The following is a 20,231-nucleotide window of genomic DNA, read 5'->3' on the forward strand; positions in this document are numbered from 1 at the left end:
CGGAGGAAGTCGTAATGTCCAAGACGCCGATTAACGAGGCCATCCTGTCTCAAGTGCTGCATAACATGCGCAATGGTCAGCTACGACGCTGCATCGAAATGGGCCTGGAACCCGAACTACTGGCCCAGTTCCAGCAGCCGTCGGTGTTGAGCTTATTGCTCAACACCCCTGTTTCCTGGTGCACCGTAAGCATCGATGGAGATATCGTGAAAAGACTTCTCAACGGGGCTCAACGCTCAAACGAAGAAGTGCGCATGCTTGAACGAGCCCTCCGTCTTGGCGCAACGACCCAGATGCTGCAACAGTTCTTCGGTCTTTCTCCACAAGATGTCGCGCTTCAACGCCTGATGATGGGCATTACGGCACGTCGAGGCCGTTGGCGCGAGTTCAGTGAAGAAATGGATACCCAGCTCTGGTATCGCTGGACTGATTTGATGAAGGAGCATCAAGTCGAACTCAATGACACCGTCGCCTTGCTCAATGTCGCCATGTTGGTTGCGGAAGAACTGAATGCGCCTCAGGAAAACGTCGCTGATGATGGCCTCACTGACAGCCTGAACCTCGCCGTCATCTGGAATCGCATTCAAAACTGGATCAGGGAGGGGCTTTACCCTCCCCCAAACGGCAACGCCTGGACGCCACGAAAGCTGAAGATGCTCAATAACCAAAACCAAGAGCCCTCGCTTGCAAGATCGGCAAAAGGTGATGCCAAGCTATGAAGGTTTCACGGCTTCCGTTGTCGTCCCTTCTAGACTCGGCCAAGGACCACCTTGAAGCGCTCCTGCAAAAGAAAAAAGAGTCGACACTTCCAGGGGCCCAGGGTCTTTCCCCGCACTCAGGCATCATCTTCAGCGGAAACCCTCATGAGACTGTTCCTCGCCGACTGCTACTGGACGACCGACTCAGCCCCCTTGAGCGAAACACGTGGCAGGTGTTTCGCCTGCTAATCAATGACGATGGCTTGACGGCATTCCCCACCTACGACCAACTGCGGCCCTACCTGGGCATGCACCCAGGGAAACAGGCCTCTCGGGAAACCATCTCCAAAGCGTTGGTCTTACTTCGCCTGACACGCTGGCTCAGCCTCGGTAGACGTGTACGCAATGACCTCAGCGGCCAGGTCCAGGGCAATGTCTATCTGTTGCATGACGAACCCGTCTCACCGGCTGAAGCCATGGAGCTCGACAAGGACTACTTGCAGTTACTCATCCATTCCATGGGGCATCAGACCAAGGTGATTCGAGAGGTCGCGCAGATTGCCTGGAGGGAATTTTCTGCTGACCCCGATGTTGGTCAGCGCTTGCCAAGTCGTCTGGACGTCATTGAGTCGCGCATCAACGAACAATCTTGGGCTGAAGAACTGACTCAAGCAGCGCCTCAGGGAACTGAGTTCGGAATCCGAACTCAGCAAAATCCCCCTCCAGTTTTACAGAGTTCGGATTCCGAACTCAGTGTCGACACCTCTTCAGACGCCGTTTTCGACCCCAGTTCGGAATCCGAACTCAGTGGAAAATCGCGGAGTACGCACTCAGTTCGGAATCCGAACTCATATAGTACGTATACAAATACAGACAAAGATGTTTGTAAAAAGCTTGTACAAGTACCGCCCGACTCACCGGAGAACGCTGCCGATTTTCTCGCGGCGATTCACCGGCTGCCGGTTGATCACAAGCACAGAGCGCTGCAGGCACTGCGCAGAGTCCCGGAAAACTTGAGGCCGGCGCTGATCAAACAATGGGCGCATCGGTGTGACACGGGAGAGGTTCGCAACCCGTTTGGTTACCTGATGACCTTGATCGCCAAGGCGGTGAGCGGTGATTTCAACAGCATGTGGGCTCCAGCTGAGAAGCCCCCGGCCAAGAACGATCACTCAAGCCAGGCGGGTTCGTTTCCCGGGCAAAACCTACCTATCCCGGAGCCTACTCCGCCAGCACCGGTCGTGAACGCGCCTCCAAGCGAGGCGTCGATCAAGACCGCGAATCAGCAGCTCGGTGAAATCATGCGGCTTTTAAGGCCTGGCCGGGGAGATCCACGTGATCGTGGTACTTGATTGGGAAGTGTTGTGGGGGGCGTTGGTGGGTGATGTGGGCCACATCACTTTGTCAGGGTCCAGCGACGTCATCGGCAATCACTACACAGGTGATGTGGCCCACATCACTTCGTCAGGATCCAGCGACGTCTCGGCAATCAATACCCAAGTGATGTGGCCCACATCACTTCGTCTGGCTCCAACAACATCGTCGGCAATCACTACCCAGGTGATGTGGCCCACATCACTTCGTCAGGATCCAGCAACGTCATCGGCAATCACTACCCAGGTGATGTGGCCCACATCACTTCGTCTGGACCCAGCAATGCCATCGGCAATCTCTACCCAGGTGATGTGGCCCACATCACTTCGTCTGGACCCAGCAATGCCATCGGCAATCTCTATGCAGGTGTTGCGGCCCGCAACACCCAGCAAGCGACCCAGTGCGCAACAAATCCCCTTCCGTCGCAAAACCTATTTCTTGCTGCTCTCCTTCGGACCAGATTGCAGCATGAGCGCATCACTTGTTTCCCAGGAATAACTGCACCATGGCCGACAGTCTGCGTTTCAACATTGGTTCTTTGCGTAGTGAAGTGGGCCTGACCCTTCACACCCATCACGCGGCCCGACTTTGGCTGGGGCGCCCTAAAAACGAGCTAAAACCCGGCATCATCGGGTTGACCGGTTTCTGCAATCTCATCAAGCGCATCTCGCGCGGTGCATCACAAGACGACCCCTACTCAGACTGGTGGCTGATCCTGCTGGAAGAGAAAGTCGAAGTCTCGACAGATGCGCTTGCAGCCATCGAAGAGCGCTTAGATTCCGTTATGGCCACCCTCCCCCCGGCTATTAGCATCAGCGACAACCTCTCCATCCAGCCAGTCAGCTTGCCGCTTTACATCTCAAACCCAATCGGCTTCAAGGCCGCCGCTCTACTCGCGGGATATGACGAAATCGTGCGCCGTATCTTGCTCGGCCACCACGTCGGTCTGATAGGTCGACGCGACATGGAGGCCTGGATTGATGAAGGCGCAGCGCTCATGCGCAAACTCTTCGGCCTGGCCCAGCTATACAAATACTCCGGCGCGGCGCGCGATGACTTCGCGGCCAACAATGCCAAGGCTGAAGCAGCCCGCAAAATGTTTGAGCGTTACGGTGAACTGCCGCAGGACATTCTCGAAGGCACTCGCCGGTCGAACTTCGCCCCACCGATCATTCGTGGTCAGCAGGTGATTGAGGAAGAAGACTTCGACGACATCGCCGAGGGCTGATCCGTATGTCCCAGATCACTGCCAATCATAGATCGCTGCAACAGACCGCCTTTCAGCCACTGCAACCGGAAGCCTTTCAGCGCCTGCAACAGGCCGCCTCACTAAAGGGCCTTTTAAAGCCTTTTAAAGGTAAGGGGGAGCTGGCCCAGTTTGCCGATCTGTGTCGAGCCCAAGAAGCGGAATTGAAAGCACTTGCCCAGGAAGTGCTGAACCAGGCCCGGCGGTATCCATTCACTTTGGTGCCCGTTCGGCTGACTGAGCAAAACACCCAGGCCGGCACCCAGTTTCTGAGATGGCAACAAGTGACAGATCGCCGGATGGGTGTGGGGGTCTGGGCTGAAATGATGGCGTCAGCAAGAACACCAGAGTCATTGCTGCAGGACCTTTACGCCATGGAACTGCAGCGCATCACGCTGAACATGCAGATGAGTTTGTTGCACTCAATCGGTAAGCAGGCTGCTGAGTGCGTAGAAAAAATGGGCCAGGCAGAGGCGGTACACGACGCTCGGCTACAGCAGCTCAAGAATTTGCCACTTCAAACGCAATCGGAGAGGAAGACATGACTAACAATACTCCAAGTGCCTACTCCAACGAGATCACATTAGAGTTTGTGGACGGAAGAGCGACCACCACAAGCCTGGATGTGGCAATCCACTTTGGAAAGCGGCATGACGACGTACTAAAGCGCATTCGAACGATGGAGTGTTCCGCAGAATTCACACTCCGCAATTTTGCGGAGTGTTCTCGTACTGGTGCGAACAACAAACCCGAGCCTTACTTTCGTATGAATCGCGATGGATTCACCTTTCTCTGTATGGGCTTCACCGGCAAAGAAGCCGCTAGGTGGAAAGAATCATATATCGCTGCATTCAACAAAATTGAGAAGGTGCTGGAGGATCAGCCCGAAATGCTGAGCCACAAACACCTGCTCAAATTCGCCTTAAAAACTCTCGACCTGATGCGTGACCGCACCTTCGGCCGCCCTCCTCGGCCCAGCTCAGAACAAGTGTTGCAGAACTACTTGGACTTGGAGTCTCTGGACCAGGCTTCACCAGATCAACTCAAACAAGCGATTCACTTCCTGCAAGGGCAGATCATCGGTGAAGGTGCTGCAGCTCAAGTGCTGCCAGGAGTCGCAGGCAGTTCCATAGCAAAAGACCTTTTGTATGGGCTGCTCCGCTCTGCACATGATTCTGAACTGGTGTTCAATTCGCTATACGACAGCGGCGTCGAGAAGTTAGCCAGTGACGCTTTCAAAAACCACATGGCTGGCAAGTTGGCCGAAACCTCCCAACTAGCCCGGGAGTTGCTGGGCTACGTATCTAGTCACGCCACACGAAACCCCTTCGTATACAACAAATCAAATCATTGAGGAAAACGCCATGGGTACACCCATCCAAGGCTGGGAAGGCAATATCGGCTCTGCACCTGAGTTCAAGGAATTTCCCAACGGCAACAAAGATCCGCGTCGGCTCGTGCGAATCAACGCCTACTTCGATAACTCAATCCCGGATGGCAAGGGTGGGTATGAGGATCGAGGCGGATTCTGGGCAAGTGTGGAGTGGTGGCACAAGGACGCGGAACACTACGCCCAGCTGTTTCAGAAAGGCATGCGAGTGATGATTTCTGGTCGTGCAGTGATGGATCGCTGGAAAACCGATGAAGGGGAGTTTCAAGCGTTGAAGATTCAAGCAAGTCGCATTGGCATGTTGCCGCATCGGGTCACGATGGTGAACCTGGCACCGTCGCAGACTCAAACTTCGCAGCAGTCCAATGGGCCTCAGCCCGCACCGCAACCGACCTCTGGATCGGATGAATATCCGGACCCTGATGAGCTGTTTGACAGGGGATAAAATTTTCGCGGCCTATTCGTGACGCTGCTGATGTTAGAGGAGTTGATTCAACGGCTCCTCAACCCTGCGCGCCCACCTTTGAAACTCAGAACTCCGGTTCTTTCTGCATAACCTCCCGCTGGCGCCCCGCAAATATCAAAAAGCCATCACTCCACGTATGATTTACCTGATACTAATCGCCGTAACTTGGCTTAAATCAGGGCCCCGCTCATGGACGACTTTCTACAAATCTCGGCATTGCTGCGCGCAAGGCATCAACGGCCGCCTGGCTTCAACCTCTTCTCTGTACTACGTAGCTCAAGTGACGAGGTGCGGCTTCACTCGCGCTTCCTGGCCTTCTTGCTCGACCCAAAAGCTAGCCACAATCAGGGCGCAGCGCTGCTGAATCTCTTGTTGGAGCGAGTGGGCGTCAAGAACTTCGATTCATCGAATGCAATTGTCGAGGTCGAGTACAAGAACATCGACATCCTCGTTCGCAACCCATCCCATCAAGCCGTGATCATCGAGAATAAGGTCTACGCCCGCGACCGTGACGAACAGTTGTGGGACTACCATCAGCAAATGCTGGGGGAAGGCTACCGCGATATTTGGACCACGTACCTCACCTTGGATGGTGCCGAGCCCAGTGAGCAAAGCAAAAAGTCGCTGCCTGTAATTCTTATTAGCTACGAAGCCGAGATCATCTCTTGGTTGAAGGACTGTATCCCACTGGTAGCCCGCGAGCCCGGCGTGCGGGAAAGCATTTTCCAGTACATCGAACTACTCCAAAAGCTGACATCCAGTGACCAGAGTGAGATCTACATGAGCAAGCTGAAAGAACAGATTCTGCTGGGCGAGAATATTTTCGTGATCGCCGACATCAACCATGCGTTCCAATCTGTACTGGCCGACCTGCAATTCGATATTTGGCAACGCATGACGGCTTATCAAGCGCGGCAGTATCCGCACCTCGGTTGTCCTGTGGTTTCGGCCACGAAGGAGGCAGTTTCTGACTTTTACAAAAAGGCAAAAAACAACAAATACATCGGACTCACCTTCCCCTTCAGCTTTATGCAAGGTGGCGTATACGTCGAGGTCAACCACAGGCTTTACGCGGGTTACTTCTGTGATGGTGAGCAGCATCCAGGGGACCGTGAACGCTTATTTGAGCTAAGCCGAGATATCGCACCCCGCAGCCGCAATACCAGCACTCTGTACTGGAGCTACTCAAAAATTGATGTGAACCTCCATGCGCCATCTAACGAAGACTTGGCACTCCTTCGAGATCCAGAAATGAGGGAATCGATTGCCATCAGCTTGATTGATGACGTCAACGAACTTTGGCAGCGTGCTCATCAGAAGTTTGTCTGACTGCAGAAATAACATTCCGGGAGGACCACATATGGCAAAGGGTTGGAGCAACGAAGAGCTTCTCGCAGCTGTTGAGGCGTATCGCCAAGCAAGTTGACATAGGCGCGCCCCTCGTCAAGATTATCCCCAATAGCGCCCATCCCCCTGGAGCTGGCTTGTCCGGCTCTATGTTTGGGCCTTCTCGTTTCATAGCTCCCATGTTGAGTCAGGAATAGCCCCCTCCCCCTGGCAACCATTTCCCATTGCCGCTCCCCCGCTCGACCGCGAAAGTCCGTCTCTGCACATCCGAGACGGGATACCCCATGAAGCTGCTGATCATCGAAGCGCCCGGCAAGCTGAAAAAGCTCAAGCCAATGATGAAGAAACTCCGCCCAGGCGAAGACTGGGAGGTAGTAGCCAGCGGCGGCCATATCCGCGACCTGCCGGCGAAAGGTCAGGACGACACCATGATCACCACTGGTGTGCGCAAGGACTTCACGCCGGTCTACGAAGTCCTGGATAAAAGCGCCAAAGCCGTCCGAATCATCAAGGCCGCAGCGAAGCAAGCCAGCGAGATCTATCTGGCTACCGACCCGGACCGTGAGGGCGAAAGTATCAGCTGGCATATTCAGCAGGTGCTGAGGTGCAACCACTACAAGCGCATTACCTTCAACGAGATAACCCTAAAGCGTGTCGAAGAAGCACTCGCCAACCCTCGGCAGATAGATTTGAACAGGGTCGCGTCCCAGGAATGTCGTCGTGTGCTTGACCGCCTTGTCGGCTACTTGGTGACCCAGGAGCTGCGTCGGTTGATGGGCAAGCCTACGTCTGCCGGCCGGGTCCAATCTCCAGCGGTGTATCTGGTAGTGCTGCGCGAACGGGAAATTTGTAACTTCAAGGTGATCAACCATTTTGGCGCTCGCCTCAACTTTCTGAACGTAGCTCAAGGCAGTTGCTGGCACGCCGACTGGCAACCGGTGCCGGACTTCGCGAGTAGAGAGTTTCCATATGTGCAGGACATGAGCCTGGCACAACTCGTTGCAAGTACTCGTAACGCCATTGTTGAGTCGTGCGAAGACCGTCAGGCCGAACGTCATCCACCAGCACCGTTCATCTCGTCCACGCTGCAACAGGCCGCGAGCAATGCCTTGCGCTGGGATCCAGACAAGACCATGCAGGTTGCTCAGCGACTGTACGAACAAGGTGTCATCACCCATCACCGCACGGATAACCCCAATGTTCCAGATGAAGCCATGGACCACATACGGGCAGTGGCCAATGCCTTGGGCGTGAAAACCGTCGATGTTCGCAGGAGGTTTAAAGCTGCCGAGGGTGCCCAAGAGGGACACCCCGCAATCACACCGACGGATTGGGCTGACGGCAATGCCGGTGAGAATGACGATGAGCTCGACCTTTACAGGCTCATTCGGACTCGTGCGCTCGCCAGTCAGCTTGAGGCAGCCGTATATGACGTGCGCACGGCCAAATTAATGGGTATCGGTCCACAGGGTAAAACGCTGACCTTCAATGCCACGGGCAAAACGCTGTCTTATCCAGGATGGCTGAAGTTGCTCAAGGCTGATGATACCGACGATGAAAAGGATGCCGAGGCAGATAATCAGGTTCCCGCGCTCTTGCCCAAGCAAATCCTCAGCGTGCACAGCGGCGAACTGCTACAGAAGAAAACCCAGCCGCCACCACGCTACACCAAGGCCAGCCTGATCAAGGAAATGGAGCGTCGCGGTATCGGCCGTCCGAGCACTTTCGCGTCAATCTTGAAAAACATCACCGGCAAAGGCTTGATCGAGGAAAAAAATCGCAAGCTGGTCCCGGCGCCGTTGGGCAATGAAACAATCGCCAAGCTTGAAGGAATCTTCAGCTTCGTGGAGCTGGATTTCACTCGGGAGCTGGAGCAGGACCTGGACAAGATCGCTCAGGGTCAGGACACATACGGCGCCGTGGTCGCTCGCCTGTATAAGCGCCTGGAGGAGGAACTCTCGCATCAGCGGGAATTGCCAAGCGTTCCCATGGACTCACCTGCCCGGACACCCCAAGCAACCACCGGCTACGCCTGCACCAAATGCCATCAACCTCTCGTCAGGCGGCAGAAGAAAGGCGACGGCGGATACGATTTCTGGGGCTGTACTGGCTTCAAATCCAATGGATGCAAAGTCACCTACCCCACTGTAAACGGCAAGCCAAACTTCGATAAGCCAAGGGGCATTTGATCCCGTGGCTCATCCACCGCAGCGAGCTGGCACAAATCCTCCTCGCGTGATGAATCGGCAGTCGGACTTACTCGAAACGGTGGTGTTCGACGGCTATGACTTCGGTCTGAAATTGCAGTTTCTGGAGGGTGCCAACAGGTTGTTACTTGACCGTGGAGGGTACTTCATTCGACGCAACGACCACCCGCTGTATCGCTTCTGGCGCCTATCCAAGGACAAGCTACTGAGAGAGCTTGATGTCGTCTTTCAACATTTAATGGCGCTGTCAGATGGCCGGTTTGGGGATACCTGGCAATCGTTTTACCAGAAGATTGAGGCAGCGCAGGGCGCGCCAGATCGGCAAGCTTTTACCTGGAAGCTGGTGTTCCGAATCGCCCCACTCACCCATGGCGGCGTCCTACTGTCGGGTGAGTACCATCCTGGAGCAGTTGCCGTAGCTCGCCGAATGCGTGGTGTATTCCTCGGTCAATCCAAGTCATGGCGCATCGACGCCAGTGCTGAGCTTGTGCGCAGCAATCTGATTTTGGAACTCGGATTGTCGGAAGATCAGTTCGAGATACTCGACACCGTTCAGGAGTTGCTGACCGACGGTTCTATCGTCCCTGCCGAGACAATCACCCGTATCGAATTGGGAGGGCCACCTCAGGAACGGAGCCTGAGTTCAGCGCCGGACGACTCCTCAACCGATGTGTACCTCGCGGCGATCCCAACTATTGAGCGTACTGGGCTGACCACTGCGCAGATCACACAGGCGCTGGCAGGACACTCACTGCTGGATCATCAACCAGCAGGGATTCAGCACCTGCTGCAACGCACCAGCGCATTGCTAGCCGACGACATGGGGCTGGGTAAAACACGCCAGGCAATCCTTGCAGCAGCCATCAGAGCGGCAGACCGACCGATCCTGGTCATCACCTTGTCGACCTTGATCATTAACTGGAAACGAGAAATCCAGATGGTGTACCCAGAGGCCAAAATCGGCATGCAGGTCTTTGACCCTGCCTCGCGATGGATCATCACCAACTACGAACGCCTGGGCGATTACGTACTGCAGGCAGGTCACTTCGAAGTGATGATCATCGACGAGGCCCATCGCCTGAAAGAGCCCACGGCAGCCTGGACGCGTCATGGTTTCGACATTGCGGCGAAGGTGCCCAATCGCTACCTGCTGACCGGCACGCCGGTCCTAAACCGTGAGTCTGAACTGCATACCCTACTGCGCCTGTCGGGTCATCCAGTTGGGCAGTTACCGCTCAAGGAGTTCTGCGAACAGTTTGCCGGCAGTCAGGACTTTCGAAAAAACTTACGGGACGCTATCGGTGATTGGATGCTTCGTCGGCGCAAGGATGTACTGCCAGGCCTGAAGGGGAAGCAGCGCCAGACACTGCCGGTGGAGTTGTCCGCCGAGGAGCGCCGGGAATACGAACGCATCCGGTACGAGGATAGACCAGGGCTTGCCAGGCTGGGATCGTTGCGTCAGTTGCTGGAGAGGGTAAAGGTACGAGTTGTCATGGAGCTGCTGGGTGAGTTGGATGCAGAGGACAAGGTGATTCTGTTCTGTGAATTCAAGGACACTGTGGCCACCTTGCGGAGTCAGTGCCTGGAAGTCGGTTACGGCTGCGTAACAATGGTGGGCAGCGACTCTGTAGGGAAGCGTCAGAAAGCTATTGATACATTTCAAGACGACCCAGAAATCAGAATTTTTGCTGCCACGACCTCGGCTGCTGGAACAGGCAATAACTTGACTGCTGCAAATTACGTCATGTTTTTGGGTTTGCCCTGGACGCCTGGGATACAGGATCAGGCAGAAGATAGAGCCTTTCGTAACGGTCAGCGGCGTTTGGTGGTGGTGAAGATCCCGCTCGTGGAGGACACCATTGATCAAATGCTTTGGCAATTGTTGCAGGATAAGCGGCAATTGACGCGGGATCTGATTGAGCCGAATGCTGCTGCGATGAACAGGGCTGAGCTTACGGCCGCGCTTTAGCTGCGATATTATCGGCCACTGCCGTAGGGCGGGCACGACCACATTGACGAGGCGTTTGGGTCTATAATGGCAGCGAAGAAGGGCATCAAAAGGAAGGAGCCGGAGCCGGATTTCTATGAAGATTCCTTCAAGATTGCAGACAAAAAAGGCAACGGCCAGATTCGAATTCAGTACGTGAAAGACCCGGCAACAGGAAAAATTGTTACCTACAGCATGGCCTATATCAACCACGCCATCTGTTCTGTAGATAATGGTCGGGTCATCGGATATGACAATGCTCATGGTGAGCACCATAAGCATGACATGGGTAAATATATCCCCGTTGAATTCGAATCCTTCGAGAAGACCCTTGAGCAGTTTCAAGAGCAATGGCAAACACACCTCAAAAAGAGGAAAGGCAAATGAAGACGACCGTCAGGCACGAAACCGAAAAGGACTTTTTCGCCCGGATGACTTCGCTTGCTCAAAAACTTGATCGTGGCGAGCAAGTGGAAGCCTACGAGAACGTCAGCTTTGAAGATCTTGACGAGATGAACACGTTCAAGGCTGAACAAGAGCAAAAACCAAAAAAATCTCCACTCAAGCTGATTCTGGGTGGAGGTAACAAGCGCAAGGCCGGCATGAAGACGCTGACCTTTGGCACAATGCGTCACGAGCTATCTAAGAAAGCCGTGTGGATTTCAGCGTCCGATACCTTCAATGCGGACGCGCGCGTGATGCGAAGAAACTACCGCAATATGTTCGTTTTTAACTTGGACAACGGCGTCTTCTCCGTGGAGGAAAAACCTTCAAAAACCGAGAAGCGCCGGATTAAGCAAAACGAAAAATAAAGTACAGAACCACTGTGTCACTGAGCCCGCTTTGCGGGCTTCTTTGTTTCTGCCCCGACATCAAGCATTTCGGCCCTCCTACGCTAGTAATTGATCACCACACCGAAAATCTATTGTTCACTGATTAGGGATGAGACTCATGCCACCGTCACCCTCTCGTCAAAGGAGGCTTCACGGCTCATGATCAGGTACCTCGCTGCTCTAACTCTTCTCACGGTTGTTGCCGGTTGCACGGCCCAGACTACGTACCAAACACCCCTTCCAACTGTCGACAGTTACCCCAACCCTGGGCCACTCACACCAGATCTTTACGCTAATGGGGCCGCAGCCGAAAAAAAGTCCTTCGTACGCTACGGTCGCTACACCTTGGCCAGTACATTGCCCAAAGAAGACCAGCGCGACTTACTCGCTCAGATCATCGACCTTAATGTTCCTGCCACCATGCATCCCAGCGTGGGCGATGCCCTGCAGTACGTACTGGATCGGTCGGGGTATGCTCTGTGCTCGTCGGACACAAACCAGGTTAATTCTCTCTATAGCCTCCCATTGCCCGCATCCCAGTACCGGCTTGGACCGATGACACTGCGTGATACCTTACAAGTGCTCGCAGGTCATGCTTGGCAGGTGAACGTTGACGAGGTGAACCGCCGAATCTGCTACGACATACGTCCGGGTTACGAGGCAACGGCCCAATCCAAGGGGTGAACATTCACTACGAAAACGACCCAAGGTCGGCGCTTATCAATGCTTAGCAAGGCTGCTAACGTAGCCTGCACAGGTGCTATGATCTCCTTTTGCCATCACAGGGTCGTGAAATGAAAACGAATGGAATCGTAGCGGTAATGCTCTTGCTGATACCGGTGGTATCAAACGCTGCCATCGACGAAAAGCAAGTGGCCTTATGTGCATCCATGACGGGCTCGGTTGAACGCTTAACTTGTTATGACGCAATTGCAGACGCGAACGACCTAGCCCCTAAAACTGTTTCGACTACGACCGCTGGCAAAGGTAAGTGGTCCACCAGTACCTCCACAGACCCACTTACTGATAAATCTATTTACATCGCCATGCTCGATGCCACCTCTGGAAGGGGTCGATATGGAGACGGCATTGATTTGGTTGTTCGATGCTCAAAAGGCGAAACGGACTTCTATATCAATTGGGCCTCATTCCTGGGCACTGACTCAACATCTGTAACACATCGTATTGGCAGAGCAAAAGCAGTGAAATCTTCATGGCAGCTTTCCACCGACAATAAGTCCACGTTCTTTCCTGGATCGCCGGTTTCATCGTTAAAGGCGATGATTTCGTCTGATAGCTTCGTAGCCAATGTAACGCCATATAACGAAAACCCCGTTACTGCGACATTCGATACAACCGGTGCCGGAGAGGCGTTGAAAGAAATTCGCACCGCGTGCAAGTGGTGATCAGTCTCCACCTCCATCGCAGGGAAGTCATATGAGTGCAGGAATGAAAAAATCACTGATTGCTGCTTTGCTGATTGCGGTCGCCATCGTCATCTACACGCAGCTCACGGTGTTTGTCGTTCCCCCTATAGGGGCTATCCCTGAAGGTCGGACGGTGATCATACTTCGCCTAAGCAAAACCGACTTTATCGATAGCCCTGACGCAATATGCGACCGCTTGCAAGGCGGTGTCAGCTTGCTCTGCCGGGGGATGACTATGGCTGCGGTAGTTGAAAACAGCAAAATTCTTGTCCGTCTTCCCTACTCAGACTGGCTATATCTCGTCTCGACAGGCGGCAAGCGTTTTGATCGGTGAAAAGAGCATGTGTGTCAGTCACATTGATTGACACACATGCTCTGGCAGACATAAACACCTTGTGCCAATATCGCCCCACCAACTGTTCCACCCCGCTGGCTACTGACGGTCATCAGTAGCGCCCGGTGATGCGGTTTACCCATCACCAACCCCAAAGCACGCATAGCTCCGGGAAGGGCGTGCGGACCTGGTTGAGGATTCTCCCTGTGTCTCCCTGTTCCAAGCAGACACGCAGCCGTCAACTCGTGAAAAGCGAGTTTCAAAGGCACATAGGGTTCTCTTGAGGTTCGAAGCACGGTAGTCATAGGGCCGCACTGGTGTTGCGGCCCATGTTTTTTAAAGCTGTTTCGAAGGGTAGCCTGAAGGTCTTGAGAAGGATCATCAGGCTACCTTTTGGTAGCTGCTTTTCCTGGCCGGTGGCCCGCCGGCGAAACGCAGGGCCCCTTTTGTGCGCGGATGCGTGCCTTCTGTTTGCTGGCCTCAGCCACGAAAATTGGCCAGGTGAAGAATATGAGACGTCCTGATCACAGCCCAGAGATCAGCGTCGCCTCAGCTCTCATAAGTGGCATTTTAAACCATTCACCTGCAACTCAAAGCCGAAGGTAACTATTTATTTAGTTAGTTTCGGCAACTCTTTAACACGCCGTAGCCCCCCACCTACAACCTTCTTTCAGAATTGAGTTTTTTGTACCACGAACGTGAAAACCAAAGAAAAACTATAAGCATAAAAAATCACCTCTTCCGCTTACGCTTCCTGTACCCACTAATAGCTAAACTAGCCACTACCTTATCAAGAGTTAGCATATAGCTAGCAGACTCAATAGCCTTATTGTAATCCATGGGAATACGCAATAGATCCGAGGCAACTTTCTGTTGAGCGTCTACCATGAAACCTGTTATTTCGCCGACATCACGACTATAGCCTTTGGCAAGCAAATTTATACTAGCCAGCGTCAAATTCAATCGAACTCGCGGGTCAGGATGTCGAAAATCATCTACACCCTTTGCAAGCGCACTCATTAAATGATACACGATCGATACCATGACCCCATGACAAAACCAAGCACTATTCTCGTCAAGCAGGGCCCATTGACTCGTCCTATTGATGTACAAATAGCTTGGCAAAGATGACCCAACTGCAAATGCGTCAGCCTCGCTCTCAAGCGCCCGCCAATACTCTTTCGAAGTTTCAACATCTTTATGCAGATGAATTAAAGGTTTAAATTTGTCATTTATTTCAACATACCCTTTTATACCCCGCTCTAGCACGTACTCCAGATGACCATGAATTATATGAGCAACTTCATGATGAAGCACAAACCAGCTTAAATAATCAAAAATAAATACAACTGCATCCTCAGCTTTAAGCCACGGAAGAACATTATTTATGCGAGATGAAACCTCTTCAGAAACCTTAAGAATTGCAGAAGTCAGCTTACGTCCAAACTCAATAAAATATGAATTATCACCATCAACTGTCACTCGAGCAAAAACATCGCTCTTACTGCATCCAAACGAAATTTTATCCACTTCAAATCCACGAACGACTATGCCTTCAATATATCTCTCACCCGCTTCAACCAAATGCAATTCAAACCCATCCAAACAATTCTCATCAGACGGTTCAGATAACAAATTTTCTTTAGAAAACACTTGCCACCTCAATTCGCTTTAAAACGCCAACCGTAGAAACCCGAACACTATCTCCACAGGATCATCACTATGCAACGCATTCGACTATGCGGCGAAGACATCTGACTCCGCCGCATTAAGCCTTAAGTCCTCAGCTTATGCAGCCTGACACAACCATTTATAAAATCCTAACTCAAAGTTGAAACTCAACTTAATGACAAAAATCAAAAGAAGCGAAAACATCGGAAAATAAAACGGAAAAACCGTTTTCGTAATTGCCACTCTCATAACCGAAGCAACCTCATCACCCACCACATTAGCATTCATTGAGAATGGCGAGACACTCACACTATCATCCGCAATACGGTCATAAAATTTTCGGTACACCTTTTCCTGCCTAAGATAGTAAGAGTCGAGCCACCAAAAAATCAGCACTGAAAAAAGCGCCACACAAATCAGTTTCGCATCAACATTGCTTATTGAAACAGCCAATATCGCCGCAGTCAGAGCAATAGCCCATCCTTTAACAAGAAATGAATTATTACCCATGCGATTCACTACACCTTGTATGTACCCTAGGTGCGCAATTTTCTCATCCATAAAATGCCCCCTTCAATTGATAGAGCGAATCTAGAGCTCGCGCCCCCCGCTTATTACAAACTTTCCTCCATGCAAACAAGTCCGCTTGAGAAAGCAGTGACAAATGCGACAAATCCATATCATAATCAACTTGCAAAGACTTTTCTAAGCTTCTACTTTCAGCAAGAGCCTCTAACGAAAAAGTACGATGAGCTGATATAGGCCTTTTTCGAATCAAACTACACATCGATATCTCCGAATATATCCACGGAGACGCTGTAACACCCTTACCTTTAATATAGTCTCGAGGAAGAATAGAGTTCGGAGTATTTAGAAAAAATACAGATTCACAACGATCTATTGTCTTCATCAATGCTATCGAAAGCATCATATGAACGTGACTTGTTGACCTATTGCGCTCGTCATAATCGTACGCATCCCTAGCTTTATCCCAACAGTGTTCCACATCGATCAACTTCAGCAACTCGTCAGAGTAACCCCAGATACAAGAGTCAATAAATGAGGTCAACCCAAACTCTTCATACAACCAGCCCGAAAAACCTATTACAGCATCTTCATCTTTATGCGAATGAGACAAAAAAACATCGTATTCAATATCGGGAAACCACTCATCAACTACTGCAGAAGCATTCAACCTACCATTTTCATCCTTAAAAGACTCAAGCCCGGCCTTAGCAACCCTCTTGTTTTTCGCATGTAGCGTTCTTCCATACTCTATATAAGAAGAAAAATCGCCACCTTCAAAATCATTTACATTAAATCCTTTGTACATTCCAACTCCTCAACTAAACCAAATCCAGCCAAACGACATCCTGTGTAGATTCACAAGCGCCTTAATAGCTTAAAAAAACACTGCAATTAATCGACTACGTCTTCACCTCAAGCAATATTATATTAACAACCATAAAAATTCGCAAAACTACTGGCTATTGCGCCAGTGATAAAGCGCCGACCAGAAATTTTTATTGAACAGGCACCTGCGGACTCAAGACCAAGGTCTAATAGGCAAATATCAATCGTTTACACTAATCAAACCTAGCTATACCTAGCGTTTTCGGGGCTTGACAAGCCATCCGCATATTTTATTCTATATTCATGTATAGCTGACGTCGTCAGCAACATGCCCATGTAGTCAGGATCCGCGAGACTACGATGCGGTTCGCCGCATTGATCCACTCCCTAGATCGCCATAGCTTCCGGTAGCGCGATCAATCGACTTCAGTCGATGGAAGCACCTTATCCCCACCCACGACGGGCCTGTCCCGTCTGGGCAGGCCTCTTTATTTTTTGGAGGTCTAATGAAAACAGAACTGGCTCTCTACCAAGCGTTGATCTCGATTAACGTCCCGGAACAGAAAGCGAATGCAGTCATTGAAGCCTTGGAGACCGATATGCTTTCACGCTTGGCAACCAAAGCAGATCTGGCTGCAGCAACAGCTGAACTCAAAGCCGAAATCGCTCAACTTGATTCCAGGCTCACAATTCGCATGGGTTTCATGTTGTCAGCAGCCGTCGGCGTCGCAGTCGCTGCAATGAAGCTCTTGTAAGCACCACCTTCTGCTCCACCCAACCTCGCGGGGAACCCATCCCCGCTGGGCGAGGTGTTTCTCCGCTTTCTGTCGTTTCGAAAAAGGAGAACCACCATGAGCAACGCTCAAACCAACGAAGCCAAATTCTTCGACCTGCACACCACCGGCATCGGTTACCTCAACCGCATCCGGGAAGTCCAACCTCGCGGCAAAGGCAAGCCAATCCTGTCTGTTGCCGTCGCTGCATTGCACGGTTCGTGCGACGACGCCGAGTACACCTACATTGACTGCAACGTCGTCGGCACTGAGGCTGAACACCTCATTCGTCGCTGCCGAGCAGCCGTGGACGCTGGCAAGAAGGTCCTTGTGAGCTTCCGAATCGGTGACATCTGGGCGGACGCGTTTACCTATTGAAAGGCGAGAAAAAAGGCCAACCCGGTGCAAGCATCAAGGGGCGGCTGCTTTTTATCGGCTGGATCAAGGTCGATGGAAAAATCGTCCACCAAGCCAAATCAAATGACTCCGATGAATCTCTGCCGAGCCAGCCTGGCGACTCAGGGAGCAACTCGGATGAAGATCAAAACCCAGTTGAAGCAAAGATGCTTCAACCCGCGTAGCGACGTCTTACAAGGCACCACTCTCATCTCAAATGCCTAAGGGAACACCTCCCTTCAGGACTGGTGATTCCCCGCGCTTGGAGACTCACCACATGCACAACACAAAACGGCTGCAGCTCCTGATCATGATCGGCCTAACCGCTGCTCAAGCTCGCGCTCACAAAGTGCTGGATGAAATTTCACAGGTTATCGCGTCAGTGGACACTCACGATGACCCGCATTTCTTCCGGTATCCAGACATCTGGCTCGAAGCTCAATCTGGAGTTATTCAATTGGCCAAGCTGGACCATCTAAGTGATTTCTCTCCAGGCATCAGCCCGATGCTATCTGAGTTCGGTTTGCTCACAGAGTATTGGGATGCACGCCACCGCTTAGACCCAGAACCTGAAAGTCACGACGAGCACTGACTCGTCCAACACTAACCGTCGTCCTAGCTGACACTGCCACAGCATTTTTACCCCACCGGGAACTCACCTCCCGGCCGGGCCTGGTGATTTCCCGACTCTGGAGAATCACCATGCACACCACCAAAACACCTGACTTCATGAAACTCCCCGTGGTTCTAACCCCCGGGGCCTGGCAAGAAGCAGTGCACCTCGAAAACGCACCCGACGCATCAGCTATCAGCAACCGTCTAAGCGATGTTGTTTGGATGGTGTACCGGGAACTGCTTATTCAACCTGACAGCACATCGCTCAACTTCGGCCTCTATCGGTTACTACCCTCCGGCGACAACCCTGATCGCTACTGGGTAAACCTAAAACTCGAACGCATAGAATCGCCCCCCGGTGTTTTCTACCTGCACGTATCACTCAGAGAGGAAACACAAACCTCCTGCCCTTAACCGCGCAGCACTCACCGCCCTACTCCAGCCCGGCACTGTCGGGCTTTTCTTCATAGCAGTGTGGAGCTGCCCATGATCAACATCCCCGGCCAACTGGCCATCCGCACTATCAACGGCCGCAACGGCGACTTCAACGTCGGGCGGCTTTCAACTTCAATCGGTGACTTTGTTATCAAAGACGCGCTCCTCGATCAGTACGGCGAGGGCAAGTACCACGGCGACTTTCTGATCACAGAAATCCGCCCGTCGTACTACTCCAGCGCCGGACGTTTGGTCGTCGAAATCCGCGCCAAGCTCGACAGCATGAGCCTGGACGACGTGGACAACCTGACGGCGGAAGACGCTGCCAGGCTTTCCCCGAACGAACCTGATCCGCTGGATGAAGAAGCACCACCGAAATCCCAACCAGGAACAACTTCGCCCACCGCGTCTGCGGTGCAGAAAGATGCTCCTTTCGGGATGACACCGTCAGACAGCACCAACGACCTGGAGGCAGATTCTGCGCTGTTCGGCACGATCTGGCCCCTCGGCGACACGGTCAGGCTAGACACCACCGTTGACCGCAAGCAATTGCGCCAACAGTGCAATCGACTCACAGAGCTCGGCTACGTGCACAACTTCAAACTGCAGGTTTGGAAAATCTCCAACACCTGACAAACCGCACATCACTGCGACCTACCACCACCCTTGAGGGGCTCCCTCATGGGCGCTCCTCGCCACTGCAGGAGCATCACATGAACCCAATCTTCACCAACCTGACACCCAAGATCCTGAGCGACATCGAGGATCACCTCGCCAACAACCAGGTATCGACTGATGAGGAACTGTGGGACCTCTTCATTGAGGAACTCGACCTGACAGCCGAACAAGCTGACGCCGCTGTGCAGCTGCGCCCCAAATACCTGGTGCGGCTCTATCTCAAGGGCTACAGCCCGCTGTTTGAAAACAACGCCGTCTGGTTTGACCCGAAAGACAAAGCGTACAAATCAGGCGCACTACAGAACACCACCTGTTAAGACATCGCACCCGAGGGGCTTTACCGCCCCTCAGGGCGGATTCCCCTCCACACCGGAGGATCACATGCCCAACCTTACCCAGCTCTTCCCAATCGAAGAATGCCCTGACCTATACGTAGACGCCTGCGCCTGCGACGAACAACGCAACCTGATTTTTCTCTCCACCTGGGGCCGTGACACAGCGCTACAGGAATTCCTGGCCAGACTAACCCTCGGCTCGACTGAGGACGGTCTGGACCAGTTTCACTACCTCGTCGACGGCCGGAGCATTCCAGTCTTCCCCAACGTCGACCTCCTGGAAAAGCGCACCACTCGGCAATTTCGCGGAACGTTATTCGGCAGCCTGGTCCACCTATGGCTGTTCGACCGGCGCTGCGTGCAGCCAGACCGTGCAAACCACTTCGCCTATGCCCTGCTCGAACAAGGGCAACTGGCACACCAGCGCCTCTGGCCGCTCATCACCGAAACCTGTCCCCTACCGCTGCTGCCGCATTGGCGTGAGCCGGTATTGCAGGTGCTGACCCAACACAACATGTTGCAAGCCCTTCCTGGAGCTCACGGCGCCATCACCGCCTGGCGATTGTCGCTGCAACTGGCTGTCCTCGAACCTGCCCTCGGCGACCTCATCCGCCAAGGACAACTCTCGACTCACGCTCATTCAGAGCCTTGCTGAAAGGAGCCCAA

24 protein-coding genes and 1 pseudogene are annotated in these 20,231 nt (G+C 52.7%); 22 read left to right on the top strand and 3 right to left on the bottom strand.

Annotation, left to right across the window (positions count from 1 at the left end; translation table 11 throughout):
- Positions 1-14: 14 nt before the first annotated feature.
- The 15 genes from AC3ISR_RS22100 (at position 15) to AC3ISR_RS22170 (ending at position 13,309) form a co-directional block, all read left to right on the top strand.
- A complete protein-coding gene (locus AC3ISR_RS22100; protein ID WP_489324436.1) occupies positions 15-719 on the top strand; it encodes a DUF2857 domain-containing protein in 705 nt (234 codons plus the stop codon).
- On the top strand, positions 716-2,050 hold the full coding sequence (locus AC3ISR_RS22105; protein WP_489324437.1) for an STY4528 family pathogenicity island replication protein: 1,335 nt from the start codon (positions 716-718) through the stop codon (positions 2,048-2,050). Before AC3ISR_RS22100 ends, AC3ISR_RS22105 begins: the two co-directional genes overlap by 4 nt.
- Entirely contained in the window at positions 2,034-2,570 is a 537-nt protein-coding gene (locus AC3ISR_RS22110; RefSeq protein WP_489324438.1) for a hypothetical protein, read from the top strand. The genes AC3ISR_RS22105 and AC3ISR_RS22110 overlap by 17 nt, the downstream gene beginning before the upstream one ends.
- 7 nt (positions 2,571-2,577) lie before the next feature.
- Positions 2,578-3,300, top strand: coding sequence for a PFL_4669 family integrating conjugative element protein (locus AC3ISR_RS22115; RefSeq protein ID WP_463984248.1), 723 nt, complete (start codon positions 2,578-2,580; stop codon positions 3,298-3,300).
- A gap of 5 nt (positions 3,301-3,305) precedes the next feature.
- Positions 3,306-3,863 carry a DUF3158 family protein gene (locus AC3ISR_RS22120; protein ID WP_489324439.1) on the top strand — a complete coding sequence of 186 codons (558 nt, stop codon included), beginning with the start codon at positions 3,306-3,308 and terminating at the stop codon, positions 3,861-3,863.
- Positions 3,860-4,672, top strand: coding sequence for a Rha family transcriptional regulator (locus AC3ISR_RS22125; RefSeq protein ID WP_489324440.1), 813 nt, complete (start codon positions 3,860-3,862; stop codon positions 4,670-4,672). Before AC3ISR_RS22120 ends, AC3ISR_RS22125 begins: the two co-directional genes overlap by 4 nt.
- A 10-nt stretch (positions 4,673-4,682) precedes the next feature.
- Positions 4,683-5,153, top strand: a complete 471-nt coding sequence (locus AC3ISR_RS22130; protein ID WP_489324441.1) for a single-stranded DNA-binding protein — start codon at positions 4,683-4,685, stop codon at positions 5,151-5,153.
- 210 nt (positions 5,154-5,363) lie between these two features.
- Positions 5,364-6,503: a PDDEXK-like family protein gene (locus AC3ISR_RS22135; protein WP_489324442.1), complete on the top strand. Its 1,140-nt coding sequence runs from the start codon at positions 5,364-5,366 to the stop codon at positions 6,501-6,503.
- Between the two features lie 302 nt (positions 6,504-6,805).
- Positions 6,806-8,710, top strand: a complete 1,905-nt coding sequence (gene topA / locus AC3ISR_RS22140) for a type I DNA topoisomerase (RefSeq protein WP_489324443.1) — start codon at positions 6,806-6,808, stop codon at positions 8,708-8,710.
- Positions 8,711-8,759: 49 nt separating this feature from the next.
- Positions 8,760-10,697, top strand: coding sequence for a DEAD/DEAH box helicase (locus AC3ISR_RS22145; RefSeq protein ID WP_489324854.1), 1,938 nt, complete (start codon positions 8,760-8,762; stop codon positions 10,695-10,697).
- A 66-nt stretch (positions 10,698-10,763) separates the two neighbouring features.
- Positions 10,764-11,102 (top strand): toxin-antitoxin system TumE family protein, encoded by a 339-nt coding sequence (locus tag AC3ISR_RS22150; RefSeq protein WP_463984241.1) that lies wholly within the window; start codon positions 10,764-10,766, stop codon positions 11,100-11,102.
- Positions 11,099-11,527, top strand: a complete 429-nt coding sequence (locus tag AC3ISR_RS22155; protein ID WP_463984240.1) for a hypothetical protein — start codon at positions 11,099-11,101, stop codon at positions 11,525-11,527. The genes AC3ISR_RS22150 and AC3ISR_RS22155 overlap by 4 nt, the downstream gene beginning before the upstream one ends.
- Before the next feature lie 180 nt (positions 11,528-11,707).
- Positions 11,708-12,232, top strand: coding sequence for a PFGI-1 class ICE element type IV pilus protein PilL2 (gene pilL2 / locus AC3ISR_RS22160; protein ID WP_489324444.1), 525 nt, complete (start codon positions 11,708-11,710; stop codon positions 12,230-12,232).
- A gap of 137 nt (positions 12,233-12,369) precedes the next feature.
- Entirely contained in the window at positions 12,370-12,954 is a 585-nt protein-coding gene (locus AC3ISR_RS22165; RefSeq protein WP_489324445.1) for a type VI secretion system-associated protein TagO, read from the top strand.
- A 43-nt stretch (positions 12,955-12,997) separates the two neighbouring features.
- Positions 12,998-13,309 carry a hypothetical protein gene (locus AC3ISR_RS22170; RefSeq protein WP_489324446.1) on the top strand — a complete coding sequence of 104 codons (312 nt, stop codon included), beginning with the start codon at positions 12,998-13,000 and terminating at the stop codon, positions 13,307-13,309.
- 732 nt (positions 13,310-14,041) lie between these two features.
- Here AC3ISR_RS22170 and AC3ISR_RS22175 read toward each other — a convergent pair.
- The 3 genes from AC3ISR_RS22175 to AC3ISR_RS22185 form a co-directional block, all read right to left on the bottom strand.
- The gene (locus AC3ISR_RS22175; RefSeq protein ID WP_489324447.1) at positions 14,042-14,962 is read right to left on the bottom strand and encodes a hypothetical protein; all 921 of its coding nucleotides are present in this window, start codon (positions 14,960-14,962) and stop codon (positions 14,042-14,044) included.
- A 135-nt stretch (positions 14,963-15,097) separates the two neighbouring features.
- Positions 15,098-15,541, bottom strand: coding sequence for a hypothetical protein (locus tag AC3ISR_RS22180; RefSeq protein ID WP_489324448.1), 444 nt, complete (start codon positions 15,539-15,541; stop codon positions 15,098-15,100).
- Positions 15,534-16,313, bottom strand: coding sequence for a hypothetical protein (locus tag AC3ISR_RS22185; protein ID WP_489324449.1), 780 nt, complete (start codon positions 16,311-16,313; stop codon positions 15,534-15,536). Before AC3ISR_RS22185 ends, AC3ISR_RS22180 begins: the two co-directional genes overlap by 8 nt.
- A 526-nt stretch (positions 16,314-16,839) precedes the next feature.
- Here AC3ISR_RS22185 and AC3ISR_RS22190 point away from each other — a divergent pair.
- The 7 genes and pseudogenes from AC3ISR_RS22190 (at position 16,840) to AC3ISR_RS22220 (ending at position 20,220) form a co-directional block, all read left to right on the top strand.
- Positions 16,840-17,088, top strand: a complete 249-nt coding sequence (locus AC3ISR_RS22190; protein ID WP_489324450.1) for a hypothetical protein — start codon at positions 16,840-16,842, stop codon at positions 17,086-17,088.
- Between the two features lie 96 nt (positions 17,089-17,184).
- Positions 17,185-17,687: pseudogene (locus tag AC3ISR_RS22195) on the top strand (STY4534 family ICE replication protein).
- A gap of 92 nt (positions 17,688-17,779) precedes the next feature.
- Positions 17,780-18,094 carry a hypothetical protein gene (locus AC3ISR_RS22200; protein WP_489324451.1) on the top strand — a complete coding sequence of 105 codons (315 nt, stop codon included), beginning with the start codon at positions 17,780-17,782 and terminating at the stop codon, positions 18,092-18,094.
- Between the two features lie 110 nt (positions 18,095-18,204).
- The gene (locus AC3ISR_RS22205; RefSeq protein WP_463984231.1) at positions 18,205-18,531 is read left to right on the top strand and encodes a hypothetical protein; all 327 of its coding nucleotides are present in this window, start codon (positions 18,205-18,207) and stop codon (positions 18,529-18,531) included.
- A 72-nt stretch (positions 18,532-18,603) separates the two neighbouring features.
- Positions 18,604-19,185, top strand: a complete 582-nt coding sequence (locus tag AC3ISR_RS22210) for a DUF3275 family protein (RefSeq protein ID WP_489324452.1) — start codon at positions 18,604-18,606, stop codon at positions 19,183-19,185.
- Between the two features lie 80 nt (positions 19,186-19,265).
- Positions 19,266-19,547 (top strand): hypothetical protein, encoded by a 282-nt coding sequence (locus tag AC3ISR_RS22215; protein ID WP_489324453.1) that lies wholly within the window; start codon positions 19,266-19,268, stop codon positions 19,545-19,547.
- A 64-nt stretch (positions 19,548-19,611) separates the two neighbouring features.
- A complete protein-coding gene (locus AC3ISR_RS22220; protein ID WP_489324454.1) occupies positions 19,612-20,220 on the top strand; it encodes a hypothetical protein in 609 nt (202 codons plus the stop codon).
- Positions 20,221-20,231: the final 11 nt, after the last annotated feature.

It is taken from the genome of Pseudomonas sp. GL_117, assembly GCF_057835125.1.